This window comes from Xanthobacter aminoxidans (genome assembly GCF_023571765.1).
GTDB classification, from domain to species: Bacteria; Pseudomonadota; Alphaproteobacteria; order Rhizobiales; family Xanthobacteraceae; genus Xanthobacter; species Xanthobacter aminoxidans.
The window spans coordinates 359744-384070 of the sequence record NZ_JAMJXC010000004.1 but is presented as its reverse complement, the minus strand read 5'-3'; the positions used below and the strand labels follow the sequence as shown (position 1 = coordinate 384070).

Genomic DNA, 24327 nt, shown 5'->3' with positions numbered 1-24327 from the left:
CGCACCTTCCTACGCGGACGGGACCCAGGAGGTTCACTCCCTTTTCCCGTCCGGCGCAAGAGGCGTGCGACGTGCGGCGCGTCCGGCCCTCAGTGGTCCATGTTCACGTCGCGGGTTTCCTTGCCGATGAGCAGGGCCGTGAGCGTGAGCAGCGCCATGACCGAGAGATAGACGCCGACCCAGAACGGGCTGCCGCCGCCATAGCTCCACAGCGCCACCGCGATGAACGGAGCCACCGCCGCGCCGAGGATGGACGAGACATTGTAGGAGATGCCCGAGCCGGTGTAGCGCACGTTGGCCGGGAACAGCTCCGGCAGCAGCGCGCCCATGGGGCCGAAGGTGAGGCCCATCAGGGTGAAGCCGATGATGAGCCATGCCATCACGCCCACCGGACCGGCGGAGAGGATCGGCACCCACAAAAGGCCGAACAGCACGATGGCGGCGGTGATGCCGATCAGCGTGCGGCGGCGGCCCCAGCGGTCGGCCCAGGGGCCGGACACCAGGGTGAAGATGCCGAAGAACACCACGCCGCCGATCATCATCAGCACGAAGGTGCGGTAGTCGTAGCCGAGCCCCGGCACCGCCGCCGTCGTGGGCGCGCGGCCGTAGCTCAGCGAGAAGGTGGTCATCAGGTAGAACAGCACGTAGGTCGCGAGCATGTAGAAGGTGCCGAGGATCAGCTCGCGCCAGTGGGTCTTGAACGCGGCGGCCAGCGGCAGCTTCTGGATGCGGCCGTGCTCCAGCGCCTTGGCGAAGGCCGGGCTCTCCACCAGCGACATGCGCACCCACAGGCCCACGATCACCATCACCGCCGAGAACAGGAACGGCAGGCGCCAGCCCCAGGACAGGAAGGCGTCGGACGGGCGGGAGGGATCGCTCGACGGCATGAGCGCCGCGATGGCGAGGAACAGGCCGTTGGCGATGATGAAGCCGATGGGCGCACCGAGCTGGGGGAAGGTGCCGTAGACGGCGCGCTTGCCGGCCGGCGCATTCTCGGTGGCGACCAGAGCCGCGCCGCTCCACTCGCCACCCAGCGCGAAGCCCTGGGCGAGGCGCAGGATCACCAGCAGCAGGGGCGCGAACCAGCCGGCCGTCTGGAAGGTGGGCAGCAGGCCGATGAGGAAGGTAGCGATGCCCATGGTGAGCAGCGCGCCCACCAGAGTAATCTTGCGGCCCTTCTTGTCGCCGAGGTGGCCGAAGAAGATGGCGCCCAGCGGACGCGCCACCATGGCCGCGCCGAAGATGGCGAACGAGGCGAGGAGCGCCGTCGTGTCATTGCCGGCCGGGAAGAACAGGTGCGGAAACACCAGCACCGCCGCCGTGGCGTAGACGTAGAAGTCGTAGAACTCGATGGTGGTGCCGATCAGGCTCGCGAGGATGACGCGGGAGCGGGGATTGGCTGCTGGCGCCGCGTCTGCGGCGAAGGTCGTGGACATGCCGGTACTTTCCAACTGCGCCCCGTAAAGGCCGGGAGCCGTTGGCGGCGGCTGAAGGGTCCGGCAATTTTCTGTCGCGGCTGGATGGGGCAGTGAGCCAACGGCGCGAACGGTTGCCGCCAGTTGATAGATTGTTGCGCGCTATATGACCAGACGGTCTCTATCGCCCTGAGACAAGCCCGCTATGTGGCGGGCGCATACGTCCGGTGTCGCCCTATCCCCTCGGTTGCTGCCCACGCGCATCTCGAACGTGACAATGGGATGGCAAATTTTTGGACAAGCTGTGGATGACGGGCATGCCGGAAAAAATGCGGACTGGCGCGGCCCGATCGCCCCGGCGCAGGCCGCGACGCCCCGGCACTACATTGAAATTAAGCGTTTCCTCACCATATGAGACCCAACATCTTGTGCCCTGCCGGCCGATGGAGCACCATTGGTCGTAGTTCGAAGGCACTTCGGGCCACTCTGAGGTGCGTTGACGGACGGCGCGGACTCACACTAGCGTCACGCCCATCAACGACCCGCGCCTCGCGTAGCTTATGCGGCATGGGCACCTCACCAGAACCCGAAGTCGGCAGTCCTTGCAAAGGGACGGCGCGCTGCGCCGTACCTGACGGGAAGCCGTCCGCCATATTCGTCCTGTAGAATGATCGGCCCGAGCGGGGCCGAGCCGAAGGAGCACCGGTCATGCGCGTCGAACGCCGCTACACGCAAGAGGGTCGTTCCCCTTACGCGGACATTCCGTTCCGCGAGACCGTGAGCGAGATCCGCAACCCCGACGGCTCCGTGGTCTTCCGCCAGGAGGGCATCGAGGTGCCTGCGCAGTTCTCGCAGGTCGCGTCCGACATCCTCGCGCAGAAATATTTCCGCAAGGCCGGTGTGCCCGCGCGCCTGAAGAAGGTGGAGGAGAATTCCATCCCCTCCTTCCTGTGGCGTTCCGTGGCCGACCACGAAGCGCTTGCGGGCCTGCCCGAGAAGGAGCGCCTTGTCGGCGAGACCTCGGCCAAGCAGGTGTTCGATCGTCTGGCCGGCACCTGGACCTATTGGGGCTGGAAGGGCGGCTATTTCGACAGCGAGGCCGACGCGCAGGCCTTCTTCGATGAGCATTGCTACATGCTCGCCATGCAGATGGCCGCGCCCAACTCGCCGCAGTGGTTCAACACCGGCCTGTTCTGGGCCTACGGCATCGATGGGCCGGGGCAGGGCCACTATTATGTGGACTACCAGACCGGCGAGCTGACGGCCTCCACCTCGGCCTATGAGCATCCCCAGCCGCACGCCTGCTTCATCCAGTCCGTCAGCGACGATCTGGTGAGCGACGGCGGCATCATGGACCTGTGGGTGCGCGAGGCGCGCCTGTTCAAGTACGGCTCCGGCACCGGCTCCAACTTCTCCGCGCTGCGCGGCGAGGGCGAGAAGCTGTCCGGCGGCGGCCGCTCGTCCGGCCTCATGAGCTTCCTCAAGATCGGCGACCGCGCGGCGGGCGCCATCAAGTCCGGCGGCACCACTCGCCGCGCCGCCAAGATGGTGGTGGTCGATGCCGACCATCCGGATATCGAGGCCTATGTGGACTGGAAGGTGATCGAGGAGCAGAAGGTCGCCTCCCTCGTCACCGGCTCCAAGCTCAATGCCAAGCACCTCAAGGCCGTGCTCAAGGCCTGCGTAAATTGCGAAGGCAATGGTGACGACTGCTTCGACCCGGAGAAGAACCCGGCTCTCAAGCGCGAGATCAAGGCCGCCCGCAAGGCGGCGGTGGCTGACGCTGCCATCCGTCGGGTGATCCAGTATGCCCGCCAGGGCTACAAGGACATCGATGTCGCCATCTACGACACCGATTGGGACGGCGAGGCCTACATCACCGTCGCCGGCCAGAACTCCAACAATTCCGTCCGTGTCACCGACGACTTCCTGCGCGCGGTCGAGGCCGACGAGGACTGGAAGCTCATCCGCCGCACCGACGGCAAGGTGGCGAAGACCATCAAGGCCCGCGAGCTGTGGGAGAAGATCGGCTCGGCCGCGTGGCACTGCGCCGACCCCGGCATCCAGTTCCACACCGCGGTGAACGACTGGCACACCTGCCCGGCGGCCGGCGAGATCCGCGCCTCCAATCCGTGCTCGGAATACATGTTCCTCGACGACACGGCCTGCAACCTCGCCTCGCTGAACCTGCTGCAGTTCCGCGACGCCGAGAAAAGGTTCGACGTGGAGAGCTACGAGCACGCCGTGCGGCTGTGGACCGTGGTGCTGGAAATCTCCGTGCTGATGGCGCAGTTCCCCTCGCGCCGCATTGCCGAGCTCTCCTACGAGTACCGCACGCTGGGCCTCGGCTATGCCAATATCGGCGGCCTGCTCATGTCGAGCGGCATTCCCTATGACTCGCCCCAGGGCCGTGCCATCTGCGGCGCGCTCTCGGCCATCATGACCGGCGTCTGCTACGCCACCTCCGCCGAGATGGCGAAGGAGCTGGGCACGTTCGCGGCCTATTCGGCCAATGCCCAGTCCATGCTGCGGGTGATCCGCAACCATCGCCGCGCCGCCCACGGCATCGCCGAGGGCTATGAAGGCCTCTCCATCGCCCCGGTGCCGCTCGATCACCTGTCCTGCCCGGACACCCGCCTCGTCGCCCACGCCACCGCGGCCTGGGACAAGGCGCTGGAGCTGGGCGAGAAGCACGGCTACCGCAACGCGCAGGTCTCGGTGATCGCCCCCACCGGCACCATCGGCCTGGTGATGGACTGCGACACCACCGGCATCGAGCCCGACTTCGCGCTGGTGAAGTTCAAGAAGCTGGCCGGCGGCGGCTACTTCAAGATCATCAACCGCGCCGTGCCCGAGGCGCTGCGCACCCTCGGCTACAAGGAAGCCGAGATCGCCGAGATCGAGGCCTATGCGGTGGGCCACGGCTCGCTCGCCAACGCGCCGGCCATCAACCACGGCTCGCTGCGCGCCAAGGGCTTCGACGACGCGGCCATCGCCAAGGCCGAGGCCGCGGTGAAGACCGCGTTCGACATCAAGTTCGCCTTCAACCGCTGGACGTTCGGCGAGGAATTCCTCGCCAACAGCCTGAAGGTGCCGGCGGCCCAGCTCGCCGACCCGAAGTTCGACCTGCTCGCCTTCCTCGGCTTCTCCAAGGCAGACATCGACGCCGCCAATGTGCATGTCTGCGGGGCGATGACGCTGGAGGGCGCGCCCTTCCTTAAGGCCCAGCACCTGCCGGTGTTCGACTGCGCCTCCCCGTGCGGCCGCATCGGCAAGCGCTATCTCTCGGTGGAGAGCCACATCCGCATGATGGCGGCGGCGCAGCCCTTCATCACGGGCGCCATCTCCAAGACGATCAACATGCCCAACGACGCCAGCGTCGAGGATTGCAAGGCGGCCTACCTGCTGTCCTGGCGCCTCGCGCTGAAGGCGAACGCGCTTTATCGCGACGGCTCCAAGCTTTCCCAGCCCCTCAACGCCCAGCTTGTGGCGGACGAGGAGGACGAGGACGACGCGCTGGACGCCGTGCTCGCCCAGCCCAACGCGGCCCGCACCGCGTCGGTCACGGAGAAGATCGTCGAACGGGTGGTGGAGCGCATCGTCGAGCACCGCGTGCGCGAGCGGGAGAAGATGCCCGACCGCCGCAAGGGCTATACCCAGAAGGCGGTGGTGGGCGGCCACAAGGTCTATCTGCGTACCGGCGAATATGATGACGGCCGCCTCGGCGAGATCTTCATCGACATGCACAAGGAGGGCGCGGCGCTCCGCTCGCTCCTCAACAACTTCGCCATCGCCATCTCGCTCGGCCTCCAGTACGGCGTGCCGCTCGATGAATATGTGGACGCCTTCACCTTCACCCGCTTCGAGCCAGCCGGCCCGGTGCAGGGCAACGACACCATCAAGTACGCCACGTCCATGCTCGACTATGTGTTCCGCGAGCTGGCGGTGAGCTATCTCGGCCGCAACGATCTCGGCCACGTGGACCTCTCCGAGACCGGCTTCGACGCCCTCGGCAAGGGTGTGGACGAAGGCAAGGCGCCGACCAATCCGTCGGCCCGCATCGTCTCCAAGGGTCTCGTGCGCGGCAAGACGGTGAACCTGCTGGTGTCCCAGCCGGTGGCCCCCGAGCCGCGCTCGGGCACCGACAACGTGACCATGCTCCGTGCGACCACCGTTGGCGCGACCGCGCTGAAGGCCGACACCGCCGAACTCGCCGAGGCCTCGCCCGAGGTGGAGCATCTGGAAGCGGCAGTCGAGAGCCTGATGGAGAAGTCGCTCCCCTGGTCCGCCACTGCCCGCAAGGCCGAAGCCCGCGCCGAGGCCAAGGCCAAGGGTTATGAGGGCGAAGCCTGCCCCGAGTGCATGAACTTCACCATGGTGCGCAACGGCACCTGCCTGAAGTGCGATACCTGCGGCGGGACGACCGGCTGTAGCTGAGGGATTTCACTTCTTCGGTAAAAACAATGCCCGGGACCACGGTCCCGGGCATTTTGCGTTTTGGGCCGGACCCAAATCCTTCCGGACCAACCCACTGCTTCAGGTCAGATCTGCGGGACCGGCTCAGCGCCGGAAGATCTCGTCCGCGACCGTAATCGCCCGGTCGTTGGGGAGGGCGGAATCCCGGAAGGTCTCCAACCGAATCTGGACGCGGTTGAACTGCCCGCGCGGCGAGGTGCGAAAGAATCTCTGGAAGGCGACCAGGCCGCCGTTGCCGGACACGTCACCCTGCGCGAAGGGCGTCCAGGTACCGCTGTTGCTGCGGAAGCGCACCTTCAGAATGGCCTGGATGGGCTCGCGGAAGTTATCGGCGAACAGGGTGCCTCGGACCGCTACACGGCCATCGCTCGCCCAGCAGATGATCGCCTTGCCGAGGGGGGACCCGAACAGGTGGGGGAAGTCGCCGAAATCCGCGCCTCCGGTATCGATGGATATCTCCTGCACCCGCGCGATATTCGACTGAGCGAACATGTTGCAGTCGCCCCCACCGAAGGCGCGCGCCGCGCCTGACGTGAACCCCGCAAGAGCGAAACCGAGAATTGCTGTCGTCAGCATTCTCCCTGAAAAAAACCTCGCCATTCGAGTGCCCCCCGATGGTCCGCCGACGTTTCGCGCGGATATCCAAAACGCGGAAAAGCTATGGGGTTGATTTTGCAGGCACAAGACAAAAACTTCGTCGCGATATTCGGACGAGGCCAGAAAGACAGGCTGTGTGTCGGATTATTTTACCGTCAGCCGGATGCAAAATTTATCTGTCCGGCTGAAATTGCAGGAAGACAACTTTGCGCGAACGGCTCGGGGCAATGTCGGTGACGGGCAGACGGAGGCGGGGCAGCCCTCCGTCCCCGGACAATGCCTGATCAGGCGGCGTTCTTGATGGCGAGGCCGTCCTCGTAGGACACTTCCTTGTAGTGCGCGACTTCCGCATATTTCAGCCCCACGTCGGCGAGGGCGTCGAGCTTGGCGGCGGTGTCGAACTTCTTGAGCTTCACCTTGTCCACGTAGAAGGTGTCGATCAGCTCGTTGTAGACCGAGGTCTCATCGAGGAAGATGGCGAAGATCTTCACGTCGCCGAAGCGGATCAGCAGGCGGTTGCCCTGGGGCAGGTCCGAGATATAGACGAAATACTTGCCGTCACCGTCCAGCGCGGCGCCGAGCGTTTCCACCAGCTTGGGCAGGTTCTCGTAGCTGGTGATGGAGCCGGCGAGGAAGCCGATGGCGGGCTTGCCGTCTTCCGCGACCGAGAACACCTCCTTCAGCACCGTCTCCGGCCCGTCATAGGCAATCTCGCCGCGGAAGCCGAAACGGCCGGCGACGTGGGTGTCGGCATTCAGGGTCGGCTTCAGCAGGCGGCCCTCGGTGCTCAGCTTGGCAAAAGGCGTGTCAGCAACAGCGGTCATGGGAAAGTCCTTGGGTGAGGTCGTTATGGGCGTGCCCCAAAAGGCGTGCCGTGGAGACCCTCGTGTGCGCCGGCCGTGGATGGCCGGACCGGGCACGAGGCCCCGGTCTGCCGTGCCCTTCGGACACGACCTCTTGTCCAGCGGAGGCGTGAGCCTCAATCGCCGGTAATCAATACCTCGGGCATCTCGTTGGGGTCCTCCACGTCCAGACCGTCCTCCTCGGCGAGGGGGACGTTGACGAGGCAGACGTCGCCGTCATCCACGACGATCTCGATGGGGGTGAGAGACTTGCCCTTGCAGGGGCCGATGAAGCAGACGCCGGTGTCGGGGTCGAACTTCGCCTGGTGTCGCCCGCAGGCGAGGAAATTGGCTTCGCGGTCCAGGAACTCGCCGGGATAGGCGTCGAGCCGCTTGCCCTCGTGCGGGCAGACATTCTCGTAGCCGTGGAAGCTGTTGCCGCGGCGGGCGATGAAGATTGGCCACGCCTTCTTGTTGCCGTCCGCGTCGAGCCGCGCGAGCACGAAGCCGCGGGCGTCGCCATCCTGAATCTCGTAGGTGGCGCAGATGGCGAAGAGTTCGGTCATCACAACAGCTTTCCCAGGCCCGGACGGGGCGGGAAAGCTGAAGCAAAAACGGGGCCGCTGCTCAGGCCGCCCCAATTGTCGCGTCTCCGACATTACCCGTCGGAGGGCGGAATGGCCGGTGGCCGGACTGATTTCCCCGGGGATCAGTCCACGTCGTCGACGCTCTCCGGCCCGCCGCCATAGGCGCGCTGGGCGAGGGCGGCCTGCATGAAGGGATCGAGATCGCCGTCCAGCACCTCCTGCGGCGTGCCGGAGGTGACGCCGGTGCGCAGATCCTTCACCAGCTGATAGGGCTGGAGCACGTAGGAGCGGATCTGGTGGCCCCAGCCGATGTCTGTCTTGGCCGCCTGCTCGGCCATGGCCTCCGCCTCGCGCTTCTTCAGCTCGAGGTCGTAGAGCTTGGCGCGGAGCATGTTCCAGGCCGTGGCGCGATTCTTGTGCTGGGAGCGGTCGCCCTCGCTCACCACGGCGATGCCGGTGGGGATATGGGTGAGGCGCACCGCCGATTCCGTCTTGTTCACATGCTGGCCGCCGGCGCCGCCGGAGCGCATGGTGTCCACCCGCACGTCGGCTTCCTTGATGTCCACCACGATGCGGTCGTCCACCACGGGATAGACGTCCACCGAGGCGAAAGAGGTCTGCCGCCGCGCGTTGGAATCGAAGGGCGAGATGCGCACCAGGCGGTGGACGCCGGCCTCGGTCTTCAGCCAGCCATAGGCATTGTGGCCCTTCACCTGGATGGTGGCGGACTTCAGCCCGGCCTGCTCGCCCTGGCTCTCGTCCATCAGCTCCACCTTGAAGCCGTGGCGTTCGCACCAGCGGCGGTACATGCGCAGGAGCATCTCCGCCCAGTCCTGGCTGTCGGTGCCGCCAGCACCGGCATGGACTTCGAGATAGCTGTCGTTGGAATCGGCTTCGCCCGACAGAAGGGCCTCCAGCTCGCGCCGCGCGAGTTCCGCCTTCAGCCCGTCGAGGGATGCTGCGGCCTCGGAGATCACGCCCTCGTCGCCTTCCGACTCGCCGAGATCGATCAGCTCGATATTGTCGGCAAGGTCGCGCTCCACCCGGTCGATGGCGCCGAGACCGTCCTCCAGGCTGGTGCGCTCCTGCATCAGCTTCTGCGCCCGCTCGGGATCGTCCCAGAGCTTGGGATCTTCAACGATGGCGTTGAGTTCGGCCAGGCGCCGGCGCGAGCGGTCCACGTCGAGGTGGGACCGCAACAGGTCGAGGGAGGCTTTGATCTCGTCGACTTTTGCGGCGAGTTCCGCGCGCATGGCTCATCTTTCTCCGGCTGAGGGCCGCGGAAAATAGCGGCGGGGCGCGCGAGTGTAAACGCCGGGCCGGCGGGGAAGGGGATCAGGCGGAGAAATGGCTCACCGGGCTCGCTGCGCGGCGAGCCAAGTGCCGACGTCCGCGGCTTCGATGGGACGGGCGAAAAGGAAGCCCTGCGCCGCGTGGCAACCGAGGAATCGCAGGAGATCGGCCTGCGCCTGAGTCTCCACGCCCTCCGCCACCACCGTCATGCCGAGGCTGTGGCCGATGCGGATCACCGCCGTGGCCAGCGCCTGGGCATTCTGGTCCTGCTCGATGGAGAGCATGAAGGAGCGGTCGATCTTCAGCTCGGCGATGGGGAGGCGCGAGAGGGCGCTGAGGCTGGAATAGCCGGTGCCGAAATCGTCCATGGCGATGCGCACGCCGAGCGCCTCGATGGCCCGCGCGGTGGCGAAGGAGTTCGGGTGCTGGTCCATCATCACCCGCTCGGTGATCTCGACCCTGAGGTCCGACGGCTTCAGGTCGTACTCGCGCAGCGCCCCGGAGATGAAGCCGACGATATCGCCGCCGCGAAAGCTGAGCGGCGAGAGGTTCACCGAGACGTGCGGGACGTCCACGCCCTCCGCGCGCCAGGCGGCGATGCGCTGGCAGGCGGTTTCCACCGCCCATTCGTCGATGCTCTCGATGAGGCCGTATTCTTCGGCGAGCGGAATGAAGCGGGTGGCGGGGACATCGCCGTAGATCGGATCCGTCCAGCGCGAGAGGGCCTCGACGCCATGGAGCGCGCCGGACGCAAGCAGCACCTGCGGCTGGTAGACAAGGCGCAGGGCGCGGTTCTGGATCGCCTCGCGCAGCGCCACCGAAAGCACGAGCCGGTCCAGCACCCGCCGGTTCAGTTCCTCGGTGAAGAAATGGAACTTGCCGCGCCCCTTGCGCTTGGCCTCATGCACGGCGGTATCAGCGTGCTTGAGCAGTGTTTCCGCATCGGCTCCGTGCTCGGGAAAGAGCGCGATGCCGACCGACGCGGACATGGTGAGGTGGAGCGCCTGCGCGGTGATGGGCGCCGCCACATATTCCAGCAGCCGCCGGGCGATGCGGGCCGCCTCCTCCGCGGTGCAGTCGTGCACGATGATGAGGAACTCGTCGCCGCCGGTCCGTCCGACCACGTCGCCGGTGCGAAGCTGCGCCTTGAGCCGGCGCGACACCTCCACCAGGAGTTCGTCGCCGGTGGAATGGCCGAGCGTCTCGTTCACATCCTTGAAGTGGTCGATGTCGAGGTAGAGCACGGCGAGCGGCTGCTCCAGCGTGCGGGCCTCCACCAGCAATTCCTCAAGGATCGCATGGAGCTGGCGCCGGTTGGCGAGGCCGGTCAGCGTGTCCACGTTGGCCAGCATCTCGATGCGCTTCTTGGCCTCGAAGCGCTCCAGTGCCAGCGCGCAGAGATCGGAGCAGGCGGCGACGACGTTCTCAAGCCACGGCGTGGGGCCGCGCGCGGTCTTGAAATAGAAGGCGAAGGTGGCCGCCACCTTGCCGCCACGCAGCTTTACCGGGATAGACCAGCAGCCGGTGATGCCGGGCGGGATGGGCAGGTCCTGGAAGTCCTCCCAGAGGGGACTGGTGGCGATATCCTCCACCAGCACCGGCACCCCGCGGAAGGCGGCCGTGCCGCAGCTGCCGCTCTTGGGGCCGATGGCGACCCCCTCCACCGCAGCGGAAAACTCCGCTGGAAGGCTCGGGGCGGCGAGCACGGTGAGGCGCTCGTCCGCGGTGACGCCGAGGATGGAGCAGAGCGCGTCGGGCGCGAGGCCCTGCACCTTGCGGCACAGGATGTCCATGATGTCGGCCATGGGCGCATCGGCGGCCAGCGCGCCGAGCACCTGGCGCTGCAGGTCTTCCACGAGCCGGGTGTGGGTGATGTCGGCGATGACGGCGACCACCTGCTCCAGCTCGCCCGTCTGGCGGTCCATGACCGGAGTGACGTTTGCCGACACCCAGACCTCCATTCCGGATTTGCCCTTGAGCGAGACATCCTCCGCAAGGGAGATGCGCCGTTCCATGGCGTCTTTGATGTGTTCGGCGAAGCCGCCGTTTCCGAGCCGTCCGCAGAACAGCTCGGCCAGGGTGAGGCCGGTCGGCCCTTCAATACCGGCGTCCAGCATGTCATGGAACGCGGAGTTGGCGTAGATCACCTTGCCGTGCGCGTCGGCGACGAGGACGCCCCGGTCGGTCTTTTCGGCGACCGCGGCCAGGATTCCGAGGCTCATCTGCGGCGCCACGGGGCTCAGCGCGGGGCGCACGAAGGCGATGTAATAGGTTTCGCGCTTGTGCTGGGCGCGGGTGACGGAGACGACGCCCTCCAGGAGCGAGCCATCGTTACGCACGATGGAGAGGGGAAGTTCCCCCCCGCGTTCCTCGCTTGCGCCGGGGATGAGTTCGCCAACGTCGCGCCCGATCGCCTCGGCCGGACTCAATCCCCACAGGCGTTCGGCCGCCGTGTTGATGAAGGTGACGAGGTTGTTCGTGTCGAAGAAGACAACGGCCTCGCGGCCTTGGGCGCGGGCAGCTGCTGGGCGATCCGCCATTTTCCCGTCCATGGCTGAAGCTCCCGGCCGTGGGCCCCAAGCGTCAAGAGGACGCCATCGGGCCGTCCGCCCGCAACATCTTCAGCTTACCCAGTGGCATGCGTGACTAGCTTACCTATCTCTGGGCGCTTGTACAGGAACGGTACAAGAATGAGGTTAATCTGCGTCAAAATCCGGGCTCGCAGCGGCGTCCCGGGACGCGGTCGCGATGGCACCGTATCCGCCGAGAATCCTTGCAGGCGCGTGCCCGCAGGACCGTCATCGCCGGCGTTGCAGCATACTGACGCACGGCCACGCTCAAGCGTCGGCCTATGGCTCCGCTGCCGCCGCGAAGGAGGGGGCAGCAGAGCATCGGGAGCAGGACACGAGCCTCAGTAGAGGCCGCCCGTGCCGCTTCGGGCCACCGGGGTGACGGGCTCGGGATTGGACCCGTCGGTGCCGGCATAGCCAGCCACCGAATAGCCGTCCGGCGGGGCGGTGCCCGGCTTGAAGGCTTCGAGGATGGCATTGCCGTCGCCCGTGCTGGTGCGCTGTCCGCTCTTGCGGTCGATGCGGACCAGCTTGATGCCGGCAGGTACCCGGAACGGAATGGCCGGACGATCGGCGATGGCCACCTTCATGAAGTCGCGCGCGATGGGCGCGGAGAGGAGGCCGCCGGTGGAGCCCTTGCCCATGGGCCTGGGCTTGTCGTAGCCGAGATAGATGCCGACCACGATTTCCGGCGTGAAGCCGATGAACCAGGCGTCCTTCTCGTCGTTGGTCGTGCCGGTCTTGCCGGCGATGGGCTTGCCCAGTTCCTTGAGCGCCGTGCCCGTGCCGCGCTGCACCACGCCCTCCATCATGGAGGTGATCTGGTAGGCGGTCATGGGATCGAGCACCACCGGGCGCCGGTCGATCAGCGACGGCTCGGGCTGGTTCTCCCACTTGGTCGCCTCGCAGCCGCGGCACTCGCGCTCGTCGTGGCGATAGATGGTGTGGCCATAGCGGTCCTGGATGCGGTCGATCAGCGACGGCGTCACCTTGCGGCCGCCGTTGGCGATCATGGCGTAGGCACCGGTCATGCGCATCAGCGTGGTCTCGCCGGAGCCGAGCGCCATGGCGAGGTAGGGCGGCATGTCGTCATAGATGCCGAAGCGCTTGGCGTATTCGGAGATGATGGGCATGCCCACGTCGTTGGCGAGGCGCACCGTCATCACGTTGCGCGACTGCTCAAGGCCGAAGCGCAGCGTCTGCGGGCCGTAATATTTCTTGGAGTAGTTCTCCGGCCGCCAGGTTTCCTGGCCCTGCTGCTCAAGCTCGAACGGGGCGTCGATGACGATGGTCGACGGCGTGTAGCCGTTGTCCAGGGCAGCCGAGTAGACGATGGGCTTGAACGAGGAGCCCGGCTGCCGCATGGCCTGGGTGGCGCGGTTGAACTGGCTCTCGTCGTAGGAGAAGCCACCGGAAAGGGCCAGCACGCGGCCGGTGGTGGGCTCCATCACCACCATGGCGCCCTCGACGCCGGGCGGCTGGCGCAGGCGCCACTGTCCACCGGCGCCGCCGAGCGGCTCCACATAGACCACGTCTCCGGGCTTCAGCACCTGGCTGATGGGCTTGCGCGTCCACTTGGCGCCCTCGGCCGGGATCAGGCCCACCTCGCGCTCGATGGAGCGCTGGCCGGACTTGGTGCGCGACGGCTGGAGACCAATGCGGGCATTGTCCTTGCTCACGTCGAGCACGATAGCGAGGCGCCAGGGAATGTCTGTCCATTCCCTGATTTCGCCCAACTTCACGCCCCAGTCGTCGCCGGGCACGAGCTCGATGTGGGTAACGGGCTTGCGCCAGCCACGCTCCTCGTCATAGCGCACCATGCCGTCGGTGAGGGTCTTCTTCGCCAGCACCTGCAGCTTGGGGTCGAGCGGCGTGCGCACGGAGAGGCCGCCTTCGTAGAGCTTGCGCTCGCCGTAGCGCTCATAGATCTGCCGACGCACCTCTTCCGCGTAATATTCCGCGGCGAAGATCTGCGCGCCCGTGGCACGGGGCGTGACCTCCAGCGGCGCCTTCTTGGCCGCCTCGCCCTCCTGCGGGGAGACGAAGCCGTTCTCCACCATGCGATCGATCACCCAGTTGCGGCGGTCGGTGGCGCGGCTGCGCTCGCGGAAGGGGTTGTAGTTGGACGGCGCCTTCGGCAAAGCGGCGAGATAGGCCGCCTCCTGCACGTTCAGCTCGTCCACGGACTTGTCGAAATAGACCAGCGCCGCCGCGGCGATGCCGTAGGCGCCCATGCCGAGATAGATCTCGTTCAGGTACAGCTCGAGGATGCGGTCCTTGGAATAGGCCCGCTCGATGCGCAGGGCGAGGAGGGCCTCCTTGATCTTGCGGTCGAGGCTGCGCTCGTTGGTGAGCAGGAAGTTCTTGGCCACCTGCTGGGTGATGGTGGAGGCGCCCTGGGCGCGGACGTTCTTGCCGTAATTCTGCGCGGCGGTCAGGGCCGCACGGAAGATGCCGGTGGGATCGATGCCGCCGTGCTCATAAAAATTCTTGTCCTCGGCCGAGAGGAACGCCTCGATCACGAGGCGCGGCACGGACTGGATGGGAATATAGAGGCGCCGCTGCTTGGCATACTCCGCCACCAGCGCGCCGTCCGCCGCATGGACGCGCGTCATGACGGGCGGCTCGTAATTCTGCAACTGGGAGTAGTCGGGCAGGTCCTGGGAGTATTTCCAGACCAGATAGGTTGCTCCCGCCGCGCCTGCCAGCAGCACCAGCGTCGCGAGCGCGAACAGGAAACCCAGGAACCTCAAAATCACCCGCATCTCGCAGCTTCCTCCCGCCGCAACCCGAGGGACGCCCTAAGCCGGGCACTGACCGCACGCTGTCCGCGCCGACCACCAACGACAGCCAACCCCGTCATGGCCGCGATCTGCCTGAGCGCGACTTGCCATAACCCGACTTGGCGTCGATGCGAAGCGACTACATTGGGAAACGCGAAGTCCCAAGGCAACCGCTCACCACACCCGCTCAGACCTTGACGCTCCGTCACGGTAAAGGGGTCTGCATCGGACCCCCACCGCGTCCGCCCTCATGGACTCGCACGGCCACCGCTATGGGGGCGAAACGTGGCCTCTTCGCGACGGAAGGGTGCTGAGGGACGCAAGGCTCCCTCCGAACCGGACACCCGACATGAAAAGGGCCTCCCGGAGGAGGCCCTTTCACATTCAGGACAAGTCAGGCCGGATGGCCGTCAGCCGCCGAACAGCTTGCGCTGCCACCAGCCCGAGCGGGGCTTGGCGGGGGGCGCGGTCTCTTCGGCCGGCGCGGCGGGCGTCTCGGGCGCCGGGGCCGGCTCGGCAGCGGGCGCTTCCGCCTCGGGCGCCGCAGCCTCAGAAGCTGCCGCCTCAGGAGCAGGCTCGACGGCCGGCTCAGAAGGGGCTTCCGCTGCAACGGGCGCGGCCGGGGTGGCGATGCCGCCCTCGGACAGGATCACCGGCGCCTTCTCGCGAATGGTGGAGCGACGACGGCGGGGCGCCGCCTCGGCGCTCTCCGCCACCGGCTCGGGCGCAGGGGCCGGCGTGGCGGGGACTTCGGCGACAGGCTCGGCCCGGGCTTCTGCGGGGGCTTCGGCAAAGGTGGACGCGGTGACGGGGGCTGCCGCGACCTCAGACTCTGCAGCCACCGGCTGCTCGTCGTCGGTCTCGTCGGAGCCATCGCTCTCGCCGTCAGCGCTTCCCGGAGCGTCATCATCGCGCTCGCGGCGGTTGCGGCGTCCGCCCCGGCGACCGCGGCGACGGCGACGGCGGTCGCCGTTCTCGTCGTCGGAACGCTCGCCATCGGCGCGGTCGTCCTCGCCCCGCTCCTCGTCGTCACGCTCGTCATCTTCGCGGGCGCTGTCGTCGCGCGCGCCATCGGCGGCATGATCCTGAGCCTCGGCACCTTCGGCGGAGGTGTCATCCTCCTCCTCGCCCTCGGCTCCCTCGGCGCTCTCGCGGCCTTCCTCGCGATCGCCCCGCCGCCGGCGGCGACGGCGACGGCGCTTGCGGCCGGCTTCGTCGGAGCGCTCGCCATTGCCTTCGGACGCCTCGGCCTCAGCCTCGGCTTCAATCTCGGCTTCCTCGACGATCTCCTCCTCGTCCTCCTCGACGAAATCCTCGTCGGGCAGGATGGAGTCGGGCTGCACCACGGTGCTCGGCCGCGGGGCGGCGGGCGCGGGGGCGGCCAGATCACCCTTCTCGATGATGAAGGGCTGGTGACCGGTGACGCTCTCGTCCGCCGCGACGGAGAGGGTGACGCTGAAGCGCTCCTCCAGCTCGCGCAGATGAGCGCGCTTCTGGTTCAGAACGTAGAGCGCCACCTCGGTGCGGGTGCGGGCGACGAGATTGTGGGTCTGCGAGCGCAGCAGCTGCTCTTCCAGCGCGCGCAGCAGCTGGAGCGAGACGGAGGCCGCCGAGCGCACGTGCCCGGTGCCGCCGCAGTGCGGGCACACCTCGATGGAGCTTTCCAGCACGCCGGTACGGATGCGCTGGCGCGACATCTCCAGCAGGCCGAAGTGCGAGATGCGGCCGATCTGGATGCGGGCGCGGTCGTTCTTGAGGCAATCCTTGAGCTTGCGCTCCACCGACCGGTTGTTGCGCTTCTCCTCCATGTCGATGAAATCGATCACGATGAGGCCGGCAAGGTCGCGCAGGCGCAGCTGGCGGGCGATTTCCTCGGAAGCTTCGAGGTTCGTCTTGAGGGCGGTGTCCTCGATATGGTGCTCGCGGGTCGCCCGGCCCGAGTTCACGTCGATGGAGACGAGCGCCTCGGTGGGATTGATGACGATGTAGCCGCCGCTCTTCAGCTGCACCACGGGGGAGAACATGGCATCGAGCTGCTGCTCCACCCCATAGCGGGCGAAGATGGGCTGCGGCTCGCGATAGGGCATCACCGACTTCGCATGGCTCGGCATGAGCATGCGCATGAAGTCGCGGGCCTCGCGGAAACCCTCCTCGCCGGCGACGTGAATGTCGTCGATGTCCTTGTTGTAGAGGTCGCGGATGGCGCGCTTGATGAGCGAGCCTTCCTCGTAGACGAGGCTCGGTGCGGTGGAGGAGAGCGTCATCTCCCGCACCGTCTCCCACAGCCGCAGGAGATATTCGAAGTCTCGCTTGATCTCGGTCTTGGTGCGGTTGGCGCCTGCGGTGCGCAGGATGATGCCCATCCCTTCCGGCACCTCCAGATCCTGCACGACTTCCTTCAGGCGCTTCCGGTCAACGGCATTGGTGATCTTGCGGGAGATGCCGCCGCCACGGGCGGTGTTCGGCATCAGCACGGAATAGCGGCCGGCGAGGGAGAGGTAGGTGGTGAGGGCCGCGCCCTTGTTGCCGCGCTCTTCCTTGACCACCTGCACCAGCATCACCTGACGGCGACGGATGACTTCCTGGATCTTGTAGCTGCGGGCGCGGCGCTGCGGCGCGCGCTCCGGTACCTCTTCGAGGGCGTCCTCGTCGGCGCCGAGGTGCTCGATTTCCTCTTCCTCGTCGATCTGGTCGACGTCGCTGTCGTCCTCGTCCTCGTCTTCGTCCTTGTCGCGCTTGCGATCATGCCGGCGGCCGCGATGGCGGCGGGAACGGGGCTGCTCCTCGTCGTCGGAGCGCTCCTCGCGCGCGGACTCCTCAGGGGCCTTCTCTTCCGAAGCCTCGTCCGAGTCCTCTTCGTCCTCGTCCTCGTCTTCGTCCTCTTCGGCGTCGTCGTCCTCGTCGGTCTCCGACTGGGGCGCCTCGTCCTCACCCGGCGCGGAGGTAAAGGCGACCTCCTCGCGGATCACCGCTTCGCCTTCGAGGATCGGCGCGGGATCGCTCTCGCCCTCGGCGGCCTCGCGGCGACGCAGGGCCTCCTCGTCATCCGCCGCCTGCTCCTGCGGGGCGGGGAGGGGGGTGCCCAGCGGCGCGTCCATGGCAGCCTCGACCACGGCGGCAGCGGCTTCTGCGGCCTCGGCGGGGGCGACCAGCGCGCTCATCGGCTCGGCATGGTGCTCGGACGGAGCCGACACGGCCTCGGCGGCGGCTTCGGTCACGGCGTCCTGCGCGGGCGCCACGTCTTCAGCGACTTCAAACCCATTGGCGGCAAGCGTCTCCCCGGCCTCGGGGGCCGGGTGTTCCGCCGGCTCGACGGCGGTGCTGATGCTCTGGTCCGGCTGGGAGCGCCTGGCGCGGCTGCGCTCGCGGCGGCGGTCCTTGAGGTCGGCCTCGTCCTCGGCAAGGCGCGCGGCGCGCTCCTCCTCCTCGATCAGGGCGAGGCGGTCGGCGACCGGGATCTGGTAATAGTCGGGATGGATCTCGCTGAAGGCGAGGAAGCCGTGGCGGTTGCCGCCGTATTCGATGAAGGCCGCCTGGAGCGACGGCTCAACGCGCGTCACCTTGGCGAGATAGATGTTGCCCCGCAACTGCTTGCGGGATGCGGACTCATAGTCGAATTCTTCGACCCGGTTCCCGCGCACGACCACGACCCGGGTCTCCTCCGGGTGGGTCGCATCGATGAGCATCTTGTTGGCCATGGAAATCTCTCTTCACGGCGCCGGGAGCAATGCTCCGCGACGGCCGCGGCTCGACCCCTGCGGGCGCTGCCGCGACGCCGTTCTGGCGCCGGATGTGATGACGTGAGGAAGAAGGGGAGGCACAGGTACGCCCAAGCGCGTCGCTCGCACGCTCGGGGGCGGGGCACACGGAAGCGCGCTCAGCGCGCATGTCGTGCGGAAAAAATTCCATGCCCTCGGCTACCCGCTCCTCGATGAAGGGTTCAGGCCGGGGCGGAGGCGGGCGCCTCGTTCCGACCACGGTACACACTCGCCCGATTCCCCAGATCGTCCCCTCGCGGACCATCGGCAAAGCTGGCTTCGAGGCATGCCGCCCGCGCCGGTCCGGCGCTTGCCTAAAGGGTCCTCGGTGACGGGGGATCGTCCCTGAGGGTGCCGCCATCGGCAATGGGCGTTGCCTTGATCCCGGGCTATCGCATGCGCAGCGACCCGCCCGGATTCTCGACACACCCTGCGGCAGCCGCGGCAACCGGGGCCGAAGAGCCTGTTCCGGAACGCGAACTGTGTACGGTTCCCTTCTTACCCGCCCGACTTCCCGCTTGGCAAGGATCATGCGTCCTGAACCTCGCGCCGGACGGCTATAACGCTCCGTCAACGGCTCGTTTACACGCCCCGCCTTATGCCTGCCCCTCTCTTGTGGCCCGCTCCGGACGCTGCCGAAGGGCAGCCCCAACGAGGGTGAGATTGCGATGATGCGACGCCGGCCCGGCCCCGCCGCCTTGTCCGTTGTCCCGCCACGGGGGCTGCGCGGCGCTGCCGCTTTCTTGTTCCTGTTCACTTTTGTGGCACTCGACATCGGCCCCGCCCGGGCGCAGGGGGAGGGGGGCGCAGCGGCACCGGCTTTGGCGCGGGAGGCGCGGCTCGCCGGCGACGCCAAGCGCACGCGCCTGATCGTCGACCTCGATCGTGCCCCGGCCTTCCGGGCCTTCACCCTCGCCAACCCGCCCCGGGTGATTCTCGACCTCTCCGACGTCACCTTCGCCCTGAGGCCCGATGCCAGCCAATTGCGACGGGGGCTGGTGACGGCCTACCGATTCGGCGTCTTCGCCCCGGGCAAGGCGCGCATGGTGCTGGAGGTGTCCGGACCGGTCGCCATCGACAAGGCGTTCGTGCTGGATGCGGTGGATGACCAGCCGGCCCGCCTCGTGGTGGATCTGGTGAAGGCCGATCCCGCCGCCTTTGCCCGCTCCATCGCCACCGAGGCCGAGCAGCGCACCGCGTTACCGGCTGCGCCCGTTGCCGCGCCGCCGGCCGGCGACACGCGTCCGGTCATCGTCATCGATCCCGGCCACGGCGGCATCGATTCCGGCACGTCCGGCTATTCGGCCTTTGTCGAAAAGACCATCGTGCTGGAAACAGCCCTCGCCGTGCGCGACCGCCTGGAGAAAGCGGGCGGCTACCGGGTGGTGCTGACCCGCTCCACCGACACCTTCATCCCGCTCGCCGACCGGGTACGCATCGCCCGCGCCAACCGGGCCGACCTGTTCATCTCCATCCATGCCGATGCGCTGGCCCGGGGCGACGGCAGGGCACGGGGCGCCAGCGTCTACACCCTGTCGGAGACCGCCAGCGACACGGAATCCGCCCATCTGGCGGACAAGGAGAACAAGGCGGACCTCATCGCCGGCGTCGATCTCTCAGACGAGACCGACGATGTGGCGGGCATTCTGGTGGACCTCGCCCAGCGGGAGACGCGCAATTTCTCCGCCTTGTTCGCCCGCACGCTGGTCGGCAGCATGAAGGCGGCGACGCGGATGCATGGCACGCCCTTGAAATCCGCCGGCTTCCGCGTGCTGCGGGCCCACGATGTGCCCTCCGTGCTGGTGGAACTCGGCTACATGTCGAGCCCCGACGACCTCAAGCAACTCACCTCCGAAGCCGGCCGCGACCGCATGGCTGACGCCATCGCGGCAGGTGTCACGCAGTTCTTCGCGCACAAGGGGGCGGCGGGGCATCAGGCGGTGGACGATGGCACGCCGGCTCCCGGCCGCTAGGCGAGCGACGCTCCGTGTGCGCGTCAGGCGCGCAAGTGTGACTCGTGTCGACATGAGCCTTGCCCCGCGCCTGGGACCGAGTACCATGGGAAAGAGCGGCGTCCGGCCGAGATTCAAAACGATTTAGTCCTCGGCCGGCAACCACGCTGCATCAAGCACAAAGCGGACAAAGACGCCGCATTCCGTGTGGGAGGAAATTGATGATCGACCGTCGCCGTGGCCTTGCGGCTGCGCTCGCCCTTGCGGCTGCCTTCACGCTTGGCGGGCCGGCCAGCGCCCAGACCAAGCTCAAGTGGGCGCATGTCTACGAGCCGTCCGAACCCTTCCACACCGCCTCCGTCTGGGCTGCGGGCGAGATCGCCAAGCGCACCAACGGGCGCTACCAGATCGATGTCTATCCCTCCTCGCAGCTCGGCAAGGAGAGCGACATCAACCAGGGCCTGACGCTCGGCACCGTGGACATGATCATCTCCGGCTCAAGCTTCGCCGGAAAGGCCTATCCGCCCATCGGCGTGACCTATTACCCCTACACCTTCCGCGATGCGAACCACCTGCTCGCCTACGCCAAGAGCGACGTGTTCAAGGATCTCGCCAAGGGCTACGAGGACAAGACCGGCAACCATATCGTCGCCGTCACCTATTACGGCGTGCGCCAGTCCACCTCGAACAAGCCGTTCAAGACCTGCGCCGAGATGAAGGGGCTGAAGATCCGCGTGCCGGATGCCCCGGCTTATCTCGCCATGCCCAAGGCCTGCGGCGCCAACATCACCCCCATCGCCTTCGCCGAGGTCTATCTCGCCCTCCAGAACGGCACGGTGGATGCGCAGGAAAATCCGCTCACCACCATCGAGGCGAAGAAATTCTACGAGGTGCAGAAGAACATCGTGCTGACTGGCCACATCGTGGACCACCTCAACACGATCATCTCCGGCAGCCTGTGGAAGAAGCTCTCGCCCGAGGACCAGAAGATCTTCACCGAGGTCACCCAGGAGGCGGCCGCCAAGGCCACGGCCGAGGTGGCGCAGCGGGAGAAGGAACTGCTCGACATCTTCAAGCAGAAGGGCCTCACCGTCATCGAGGTGGACACGGACGACTTCCGCAACACCGTGATGAAGAACATCACCTTCGAGAGCTTCGGCTATCGCAAGGCTGACTGGGACCGCATCCAGGCCATCAAGGGCAACATGTGAGGGCTCAGGCGGGGGCACCTGCTCCCGCCGTGGTCCCGCAGTGCTCCCTCTCCCCTTGCGGGAGAGGGCTGGGGTGAGGGGGATGTGTCCGCTCGTCCCAACCGCCGAGGTCCCTGACCACTCCGGCATCGCTACCCCTCACCCCCAGCCCTCTCCCGCAAGGGGAGAGGGGAGGCGAACGGGCTGGCCGGTAGGGTCTGACTGTCGCCCGCGCTTGCGGTAGCGCTCCCTCTTCTTCCCGTTCCCTCAGCCCGGACCCCTTCATGGCCCAAGAAGTCCACACCCGCGTCACCGGCGAGGAACTCGCCCATACGTTCGAGCAGCAGGAGGAGGTGGACCTCTCCGGCTACGCCTTCGAGGACTGGATCACCCTCGCCATCTTCTGGATCATGGCGGGACTGGTCTTCACCCAGTTCTTTACCCGCTACGTGCTGAACGACAGCTTCTCGTGGACCGAGGAACTCGCCACCTATTGCCTCGTGGCAGTGGTGTTCATCGGCGCGGCCATGTGCGTGCGGCTCTCCCGGCACATCCAGGTGGATCTCATCTACCGCTTCATTCCGGAGCCGGCGGGACGGGTGCTCTCGCTGTTCGTGGACCTCGTGCGCACCAGCTTCATCGCCTACGGCGTGTGGCTGATGGTGCGCTACATCGCCCTCGTCGGCGACGAGCCCATGGTGATGGTCGATGCGCCGAAGAGCGTCGTCTACTACGCGGTTCTGTTCGGCTTCGTGATGATGCTGATCCGCTCGGTCCAGGTCGCCGTCGGCAACATCCGCCGCGGCTACAGCGTGCTTGAACGCCCCGAGGCGTTCGAAGGCACCTACGATCACAAGGGGGACTGAGCCATGTGGCTGCTCATCGGCGGGTTCCTCTTCCTGATGCTCTGCGGCGTGCCGGTGGCTATCGCCATGGCCGGGGCGTCGCTTGTCTACATCCTCGTCAGCGGCACCGTGCCGGACGTGGTCATCGCCCAGCGGATGATCGCCGGCGTGGAGAGCTTTCCGCTTCTGGCGGTGCCGTTCTTCATCCTCGCCGGCAACCTCATGAACATCGCCGGCGTCACCGGGCGTATCTATGCCTTCGCTGTGGCGCTGGTGGGCTGGATGCGCGGTGGCCTGGGGCAGGTGAACATCATCGGCTCGGTGATCTTCTCCGGCATGTCCGGCACCGCCATCGCCGATGCCGCTGGGCTCGGCACCATCGAGATCAAGGCCATGAAGGATCATGGCTATTCCACCGAGTTCTCGGTGGGTGTCACCGCTGCCTCGGCGACGCTCGGGCCGATCATTCCGCCCAGCCTGCCGTTCGTCATCTATGGCATGCTCGCCAACGTCTCCATCGGCGCGCTCTTCCTCGGCGGTGTGGTGCCCGGCGCGGTCATGACGCTGCTGATGATGGCGACGGTCGCCTATTTCGCCCGGCGCAACGGCTGGGGCTCGGATGCGGCGTTCGAGTGGGGGAAGCTGCTCTCGGCCGGCGTCGAGGTGGTGATCGTGCTGGCGTTCCCGGCGGCGGTCTATGTGATGATGGCCCTCGGCCTCTCCACCAACCAGGCGGTGCTCATCGCGCTGGCGGTGCTCGTCGCCCTCGACTGGTATTTCGACTTCTCCGCCGTCATGGCGCTGATGACGCCGGTCATCCTCATCGGCGGCATGACCCTCGGCTGGTTCACGCCCACCGAGGCGGCGGTGGCGGCGGTGATCTGGTCGCTGTTCCTGGGGCTGGTGCGCTACCGCTCCATGACGCTGAAGACGCTGGCGAAGGCGACCTTCGACACCATCGAGACGACGGCGTCGGTGCTGTTCATCGTCACCGCGGCGTCCATCTTCGCGTGGCTGCTCACGGCGAGTCAGGCGGCGCAGATGCTGTCGGACGCCATCCTCGGCTTCACCCAGAACAAATGGGTGTTCCTGGCGCTGGCCAACCTGCTCATCCTGTTCGTGGGCTGCTTCATCGACACCATCGCGGCTATCACGATCCTGGTGCCGATCCTTTTGCCCATCGTGCTCAAGCTCGGCATCGACCCGATCCACTTCGGGCTCATCATGACGCTGAACCTGATGATCGGGCTGCTGCACCCGCCGCTGGGCATGGTGCTGTTCGTGCTGGCGCGGGTGGCGCGGCTCTCGGTGGAACGCACCACCATGGCCATCCTGCCCTGGCTGGTGCCGTTGATGATCGCGTTGCTCGCGATCACCTACATTCCCGGCCTCACCCTCTGGCTGCCCCACGCCATGGGGCTCGGCCGCTGAGGCAGGGGAACGCGAAGAAGAATCAGGCGCCCGTCCGTCCCTCCGGGGCGGACGGGGCGATAACGCGGCGGCCTTCCTCGGCCTTGTAATAGTACTGGCTCGCCACCAGCCAGCCCTTCAACGGTCGCAGGGGCGGGATGCAGGTGAGCAGCAAGAGGGGCAGCGTGGTCACGAGGTGGACCCAGTAGGGCGCCTGGAAGGCCACCTCCAGCCAGATGGCGAAGAGAACCGCCGGCACGCAGGCAAAGCACATGACGAAGAAGGCCGGGCCGTCCGCCGGATCGGCGAAGGAATAGTCGAGGCCGCAGACCTCGCAGGCCGGAGCGATGGTGAGGAAGCCATTGAAGAGGTGGCCCTCGCCGCAGCGGGGGCAACGGCCCCTCACGCCCGTCGAAAGGGGCGAGAGCCTCGGCCAATGTTGTTCGTTCATGTCTTCTCCCGGGCCGGTGGGGGCGTCTGCCCGTCCGGCGTCACGCGGGTCGGGCGATTGTTCGCCGGCGCAGTGTGCTCCCGTGAGGTAAGTCTCGGCCGTGCCACCCGCAAGTGAGACCGAGTCGCAGCGGCACCAGGCCGCATCCATGCTGACGC

At 66.9% G+C, this 24327-nt stretch carries 14 protein-coding genes; 5 read left to right on the top strand and 9 right to left on the bottom strand.

Annotated features, from left to right (window positions below; all coding sequences use genetic code 11):
• Positions 1 to 89 precede the first annotated feature (89 nt).
• Positions 90 to 1436, bottom strand: coding sequence for an MFS transporter (locus tag EJ105_RS09505; protein ID WP_029558175.1), 1347 nt, complete (start codon positions 1434 to 1436; stop codon positions 90 to 92).
• 687 nt (positions 1437 to 2123) lie between these two features.
• Between EJ105_RS09505 and EJ105_RS09500 the strand changes: the two genes are divergently transcribed.
• Positions 2124 to 5852, top strand: coding sequence for a vitamin B12-dependent ribonucleotide reductase (locus EJ105_RS09500; RefSeq protein WP_250166124.1), 3729 nt, complete (start codon positions 2124 to 2126; stop codon positions 5850 to 5852).
• 123 nt (positions 5853 to 5975) lie between these two features.
• Here EJ105_RS09500 and EJ105_RS09495 read toward each other — a convergent pair whose 3' ends face one another.
• From EJ105_RS09495 to EJ105_RS09465, 7 genes are all read right to left on the bottom strand, one after another.
• Positions 5976 to 6467, bottom strand: coding sequence for a hypothetical protein (locus EJ105_RS09495; protein ID WP_156026388.1), 492 nt, complete (start codon positions 6465 to 6467; stop codon positions 5976 to 5978).
• A gap of 305 nt (positions 6468 to 6772) precedes the next feature.
• On the bottom strand, positions 6773 to 7312 hold the full coding sequence (locus EJ105_RS09490; protein WP_029558178.1) for a hypothetical protein: 540 nt from the start codon (positions 7310 to 7312) through the stop codon (positions 6773 to 6775).
• 155 nt (positions 7313 to 7467) lie between these two features.
• Complete coding sequence (locus EJ105_RS09485) at positions 7468 to 7896, bottom strand: Rieske (2Fe-2S) protein (protein ID WP_250166123.1); 429 nt, start codon at positions 7894 to 7896, stop codon at positions 7468 to 7470.
• A gap of 143 nt (positions 7897 to 8039) precedes the next feature.
• Positions 8040 to 9170, bottom strand: coding sequence for a peptide chain release factor 2 (gene prfB / locus EJ105_RS09480; RefSeq protein ID WP_024279410.1), 1131 nt, complete (start codon positions 9168 to 9170; stop codon positions 8040 to 8042).
• A gap of 99 nt (positions 9171 to 9269) precedes the next feature.
• Positions 9270 to 11762, bottom strand: coding sequence for an EAL domain-containing protein (locus EJ105_RS09475; protein ID WP_250166122.1), 2493 nt, complete (start codon positions 11760 to 11762; stop codon positions 9270 to 9272).
• A gap of 359 nt (positions 11763 to 12121) precedes the next feature.
• Positions 12122 to 14545 (bottom strand): penicillin-binding protein 1A, encoded by a 2424-nt coding sequence (locus EJ105_RS09470; RefSeq protein ID WP_250166121.1) that lies wholly within the window; start codon positions 14543 to 14545, stop codon positions 12122 to 12124.
• A gap of 428 nt (positions 14546 to 14973) precedes the next feature.
• Positions 14974 to 18261 carry an Rne/Rng family ribonuclease gene (locus tag EJ105_RS09465; RefSeq protein ID WP_250166120.1) on the bottom strand — a complete coding sequence of 1096 codons (3288 nt, stop codon included), beginning with the start codon at positions 18259 to 18261 and terminating at the stop codon, positions 14974 to 14976.
• Positions 18262 to 18989: 728 nt separating this feature from the next.
• Between EJ105_RS09465 and EJ105_RS09460 the strand changes: the two genes are divergently transcribed.
• The 4 genes from EJ105_RS09460 to EJ105_RS09445 all read left to right on the top strand — a co-directional run bounded on the left by EJ105_RS09460 (position 18990) and on the right by EJ105_RS09445 (position 23739).
• Entirely contained in the window at positions 18990 to 20294 is a 1305-nt protein-coding gene (locus EJ105_RS09460; protein WP_250166119.1) for an N-acetylmuramoyl-L-alanine amidase, read from the top strand.
• Positions 20295 to 20494: 200 nt separating this feature from the next.
• The gene (locus tag EJ105_RS09455; RefSeq protein ID WP_029877228.1) at positions 20495 to 21484 is read left to right on the top strand and encodes a sialic acid TRAP transporter substrate-binding protein SiaP; all 990 of its coding nucleotides are present in this window, start codon (positions 20495 to 20497) and stop codon (positions 21482 to 21484) included.
• Positions 21485 to 21747: 263 nt separating this feature from the next.
• On the top strand, positions 21748 to 22329 hold the full coding sequence (locus EJ105_RS09450; RefSeq protein ID WP_029558186.1) for a TRAP transporter small permease: 582 nt from the start codon (positions 21748 to 21750) through the stop codon (positions 22327 to 22329).
• 3 nt (positions 22330 to 22332) lie between these two features.
• Positions 22333 to 23739, top strand: coding sequence for a TRAP transporter large permease (locus EJ105_RS09445; protein WP_029558187.1), 1407 nt, complete (start codon positions 22333 to 22335; stop codon positions 23737 to 23739).
• Positions 23740 to 23761: 22 nt separating this feature from the next.
• On the opposite strand, the gene EJ105_RS09440 is transcribed toward EJ105_RS09445, so the two are convergent.
• Positions 23762 to 24169, bottom strand: a complete 408-nt coding sequence (locus EJ105_RS09440) for a DUF983 domain-containing protein (protein WP_169121048.1) — start codon at positions 24167 to 24169, stop codon at positions 23762 to 23764.
• Positions 24170 to 24327 lie beyond the last annotated feature (158 nt).

Coding starts and splice junctions, on each gene's coding strand:
- EJ105_RS09505 (WP_029558175.1), bottom strand. CDS start 1,436: ATGTCCACGACCTTCGCCGCAGACGCGGCGCCAGCAGCCAATCCCCGC.
- EJ105_RS09500 (WP_250166124.1), top strand. CDS start 2,124: ATGCGCGTCGAACGCCGCTACACGCAAGAGGGTCGTTCCCCTTACGCG.
- EJ105_RS09495 (WP_156026388.1), bottom strand. CDS start 6,467: ATGCTGACGACAGCAATTCTCGGTTTCGCTCTTGCGGGGTTCACGTCA.
- EJ105_RS09490 (WP_029558178.1), bottom strand. CDS start 7,312: ATGACCGCTGTTGCTGACACGCCTTTTGCCAAGCTGAGCACCGAGGGC.
- EJ105_RS09485 (WP_250166123.1), bottom strand. CDS start 7,896: ATGACCGAACTCTTCGCCATCTGCGCCACCTACGAGATTCAGGATGGC.
- prfB (WP_024279410.1), bottom strand. CDS start 9,170: ATGCGCGCGGAACTCGCCGCAAAAGTCGACGAGATCAAAGCCTCCCTC.
- EJ105_RS09475 (WP_250166122.1), bottom strand. CDS start 11,762: ATGGACGGGAAAATGGCGGATCGCCCAGCAGCTGCCCGCGCCCAAGGC.
- EJ105_RS09470 (WP_250166121.1), bottom strand. CDS start 14,545: ATGCGGGTGATTTTGAGGTTCCTGGGTTTCCTGTTCGCGCTCGCGACG.
- EJ105_RS09465 (WP_250166120.1), bottom strand. CDS start 18,261: ATGGCCAACAAGATGCTCATCGATGCGACCCACCCGGAGGAGACCCGG.
- EJ105_RS09460 (WP_250166119.1), top strand. CDS start 18,990: ATGATGCGACGCCGGCCCGGCCCCGCCGCCTTGTCCGTTGTCCCGCCA.
- EJ105_RS09455 (WP_029877228.1), top strand. CDS start 20,495: ATGATCGACCGTCGCCGTGGCCTTGCGGCTGCGCTCGCCCTTGCGGCT.
- EJ105_RS09450 (WP_029558186.1), top strand. CDS start 21,748: ATGGCCCAAGAAGTCCACACCCGCGTCACCGGCGAGGAACTCGCCCAT.
- EJ105_RS09445 (WP_029558187.1), top strand. CDS start 22,333: ATGTGGCTGCTCATCGGCGGGTTCCTCTTCCTGATGCTCTGCGGCGTG.
- EJ105_RS09440 (WP_169121048.1), bottom strand. CDS start 24,169: ATGAACGAACAACATTGGCCGAGGCTCTCGCCCCTTTCGACGGGCGTG.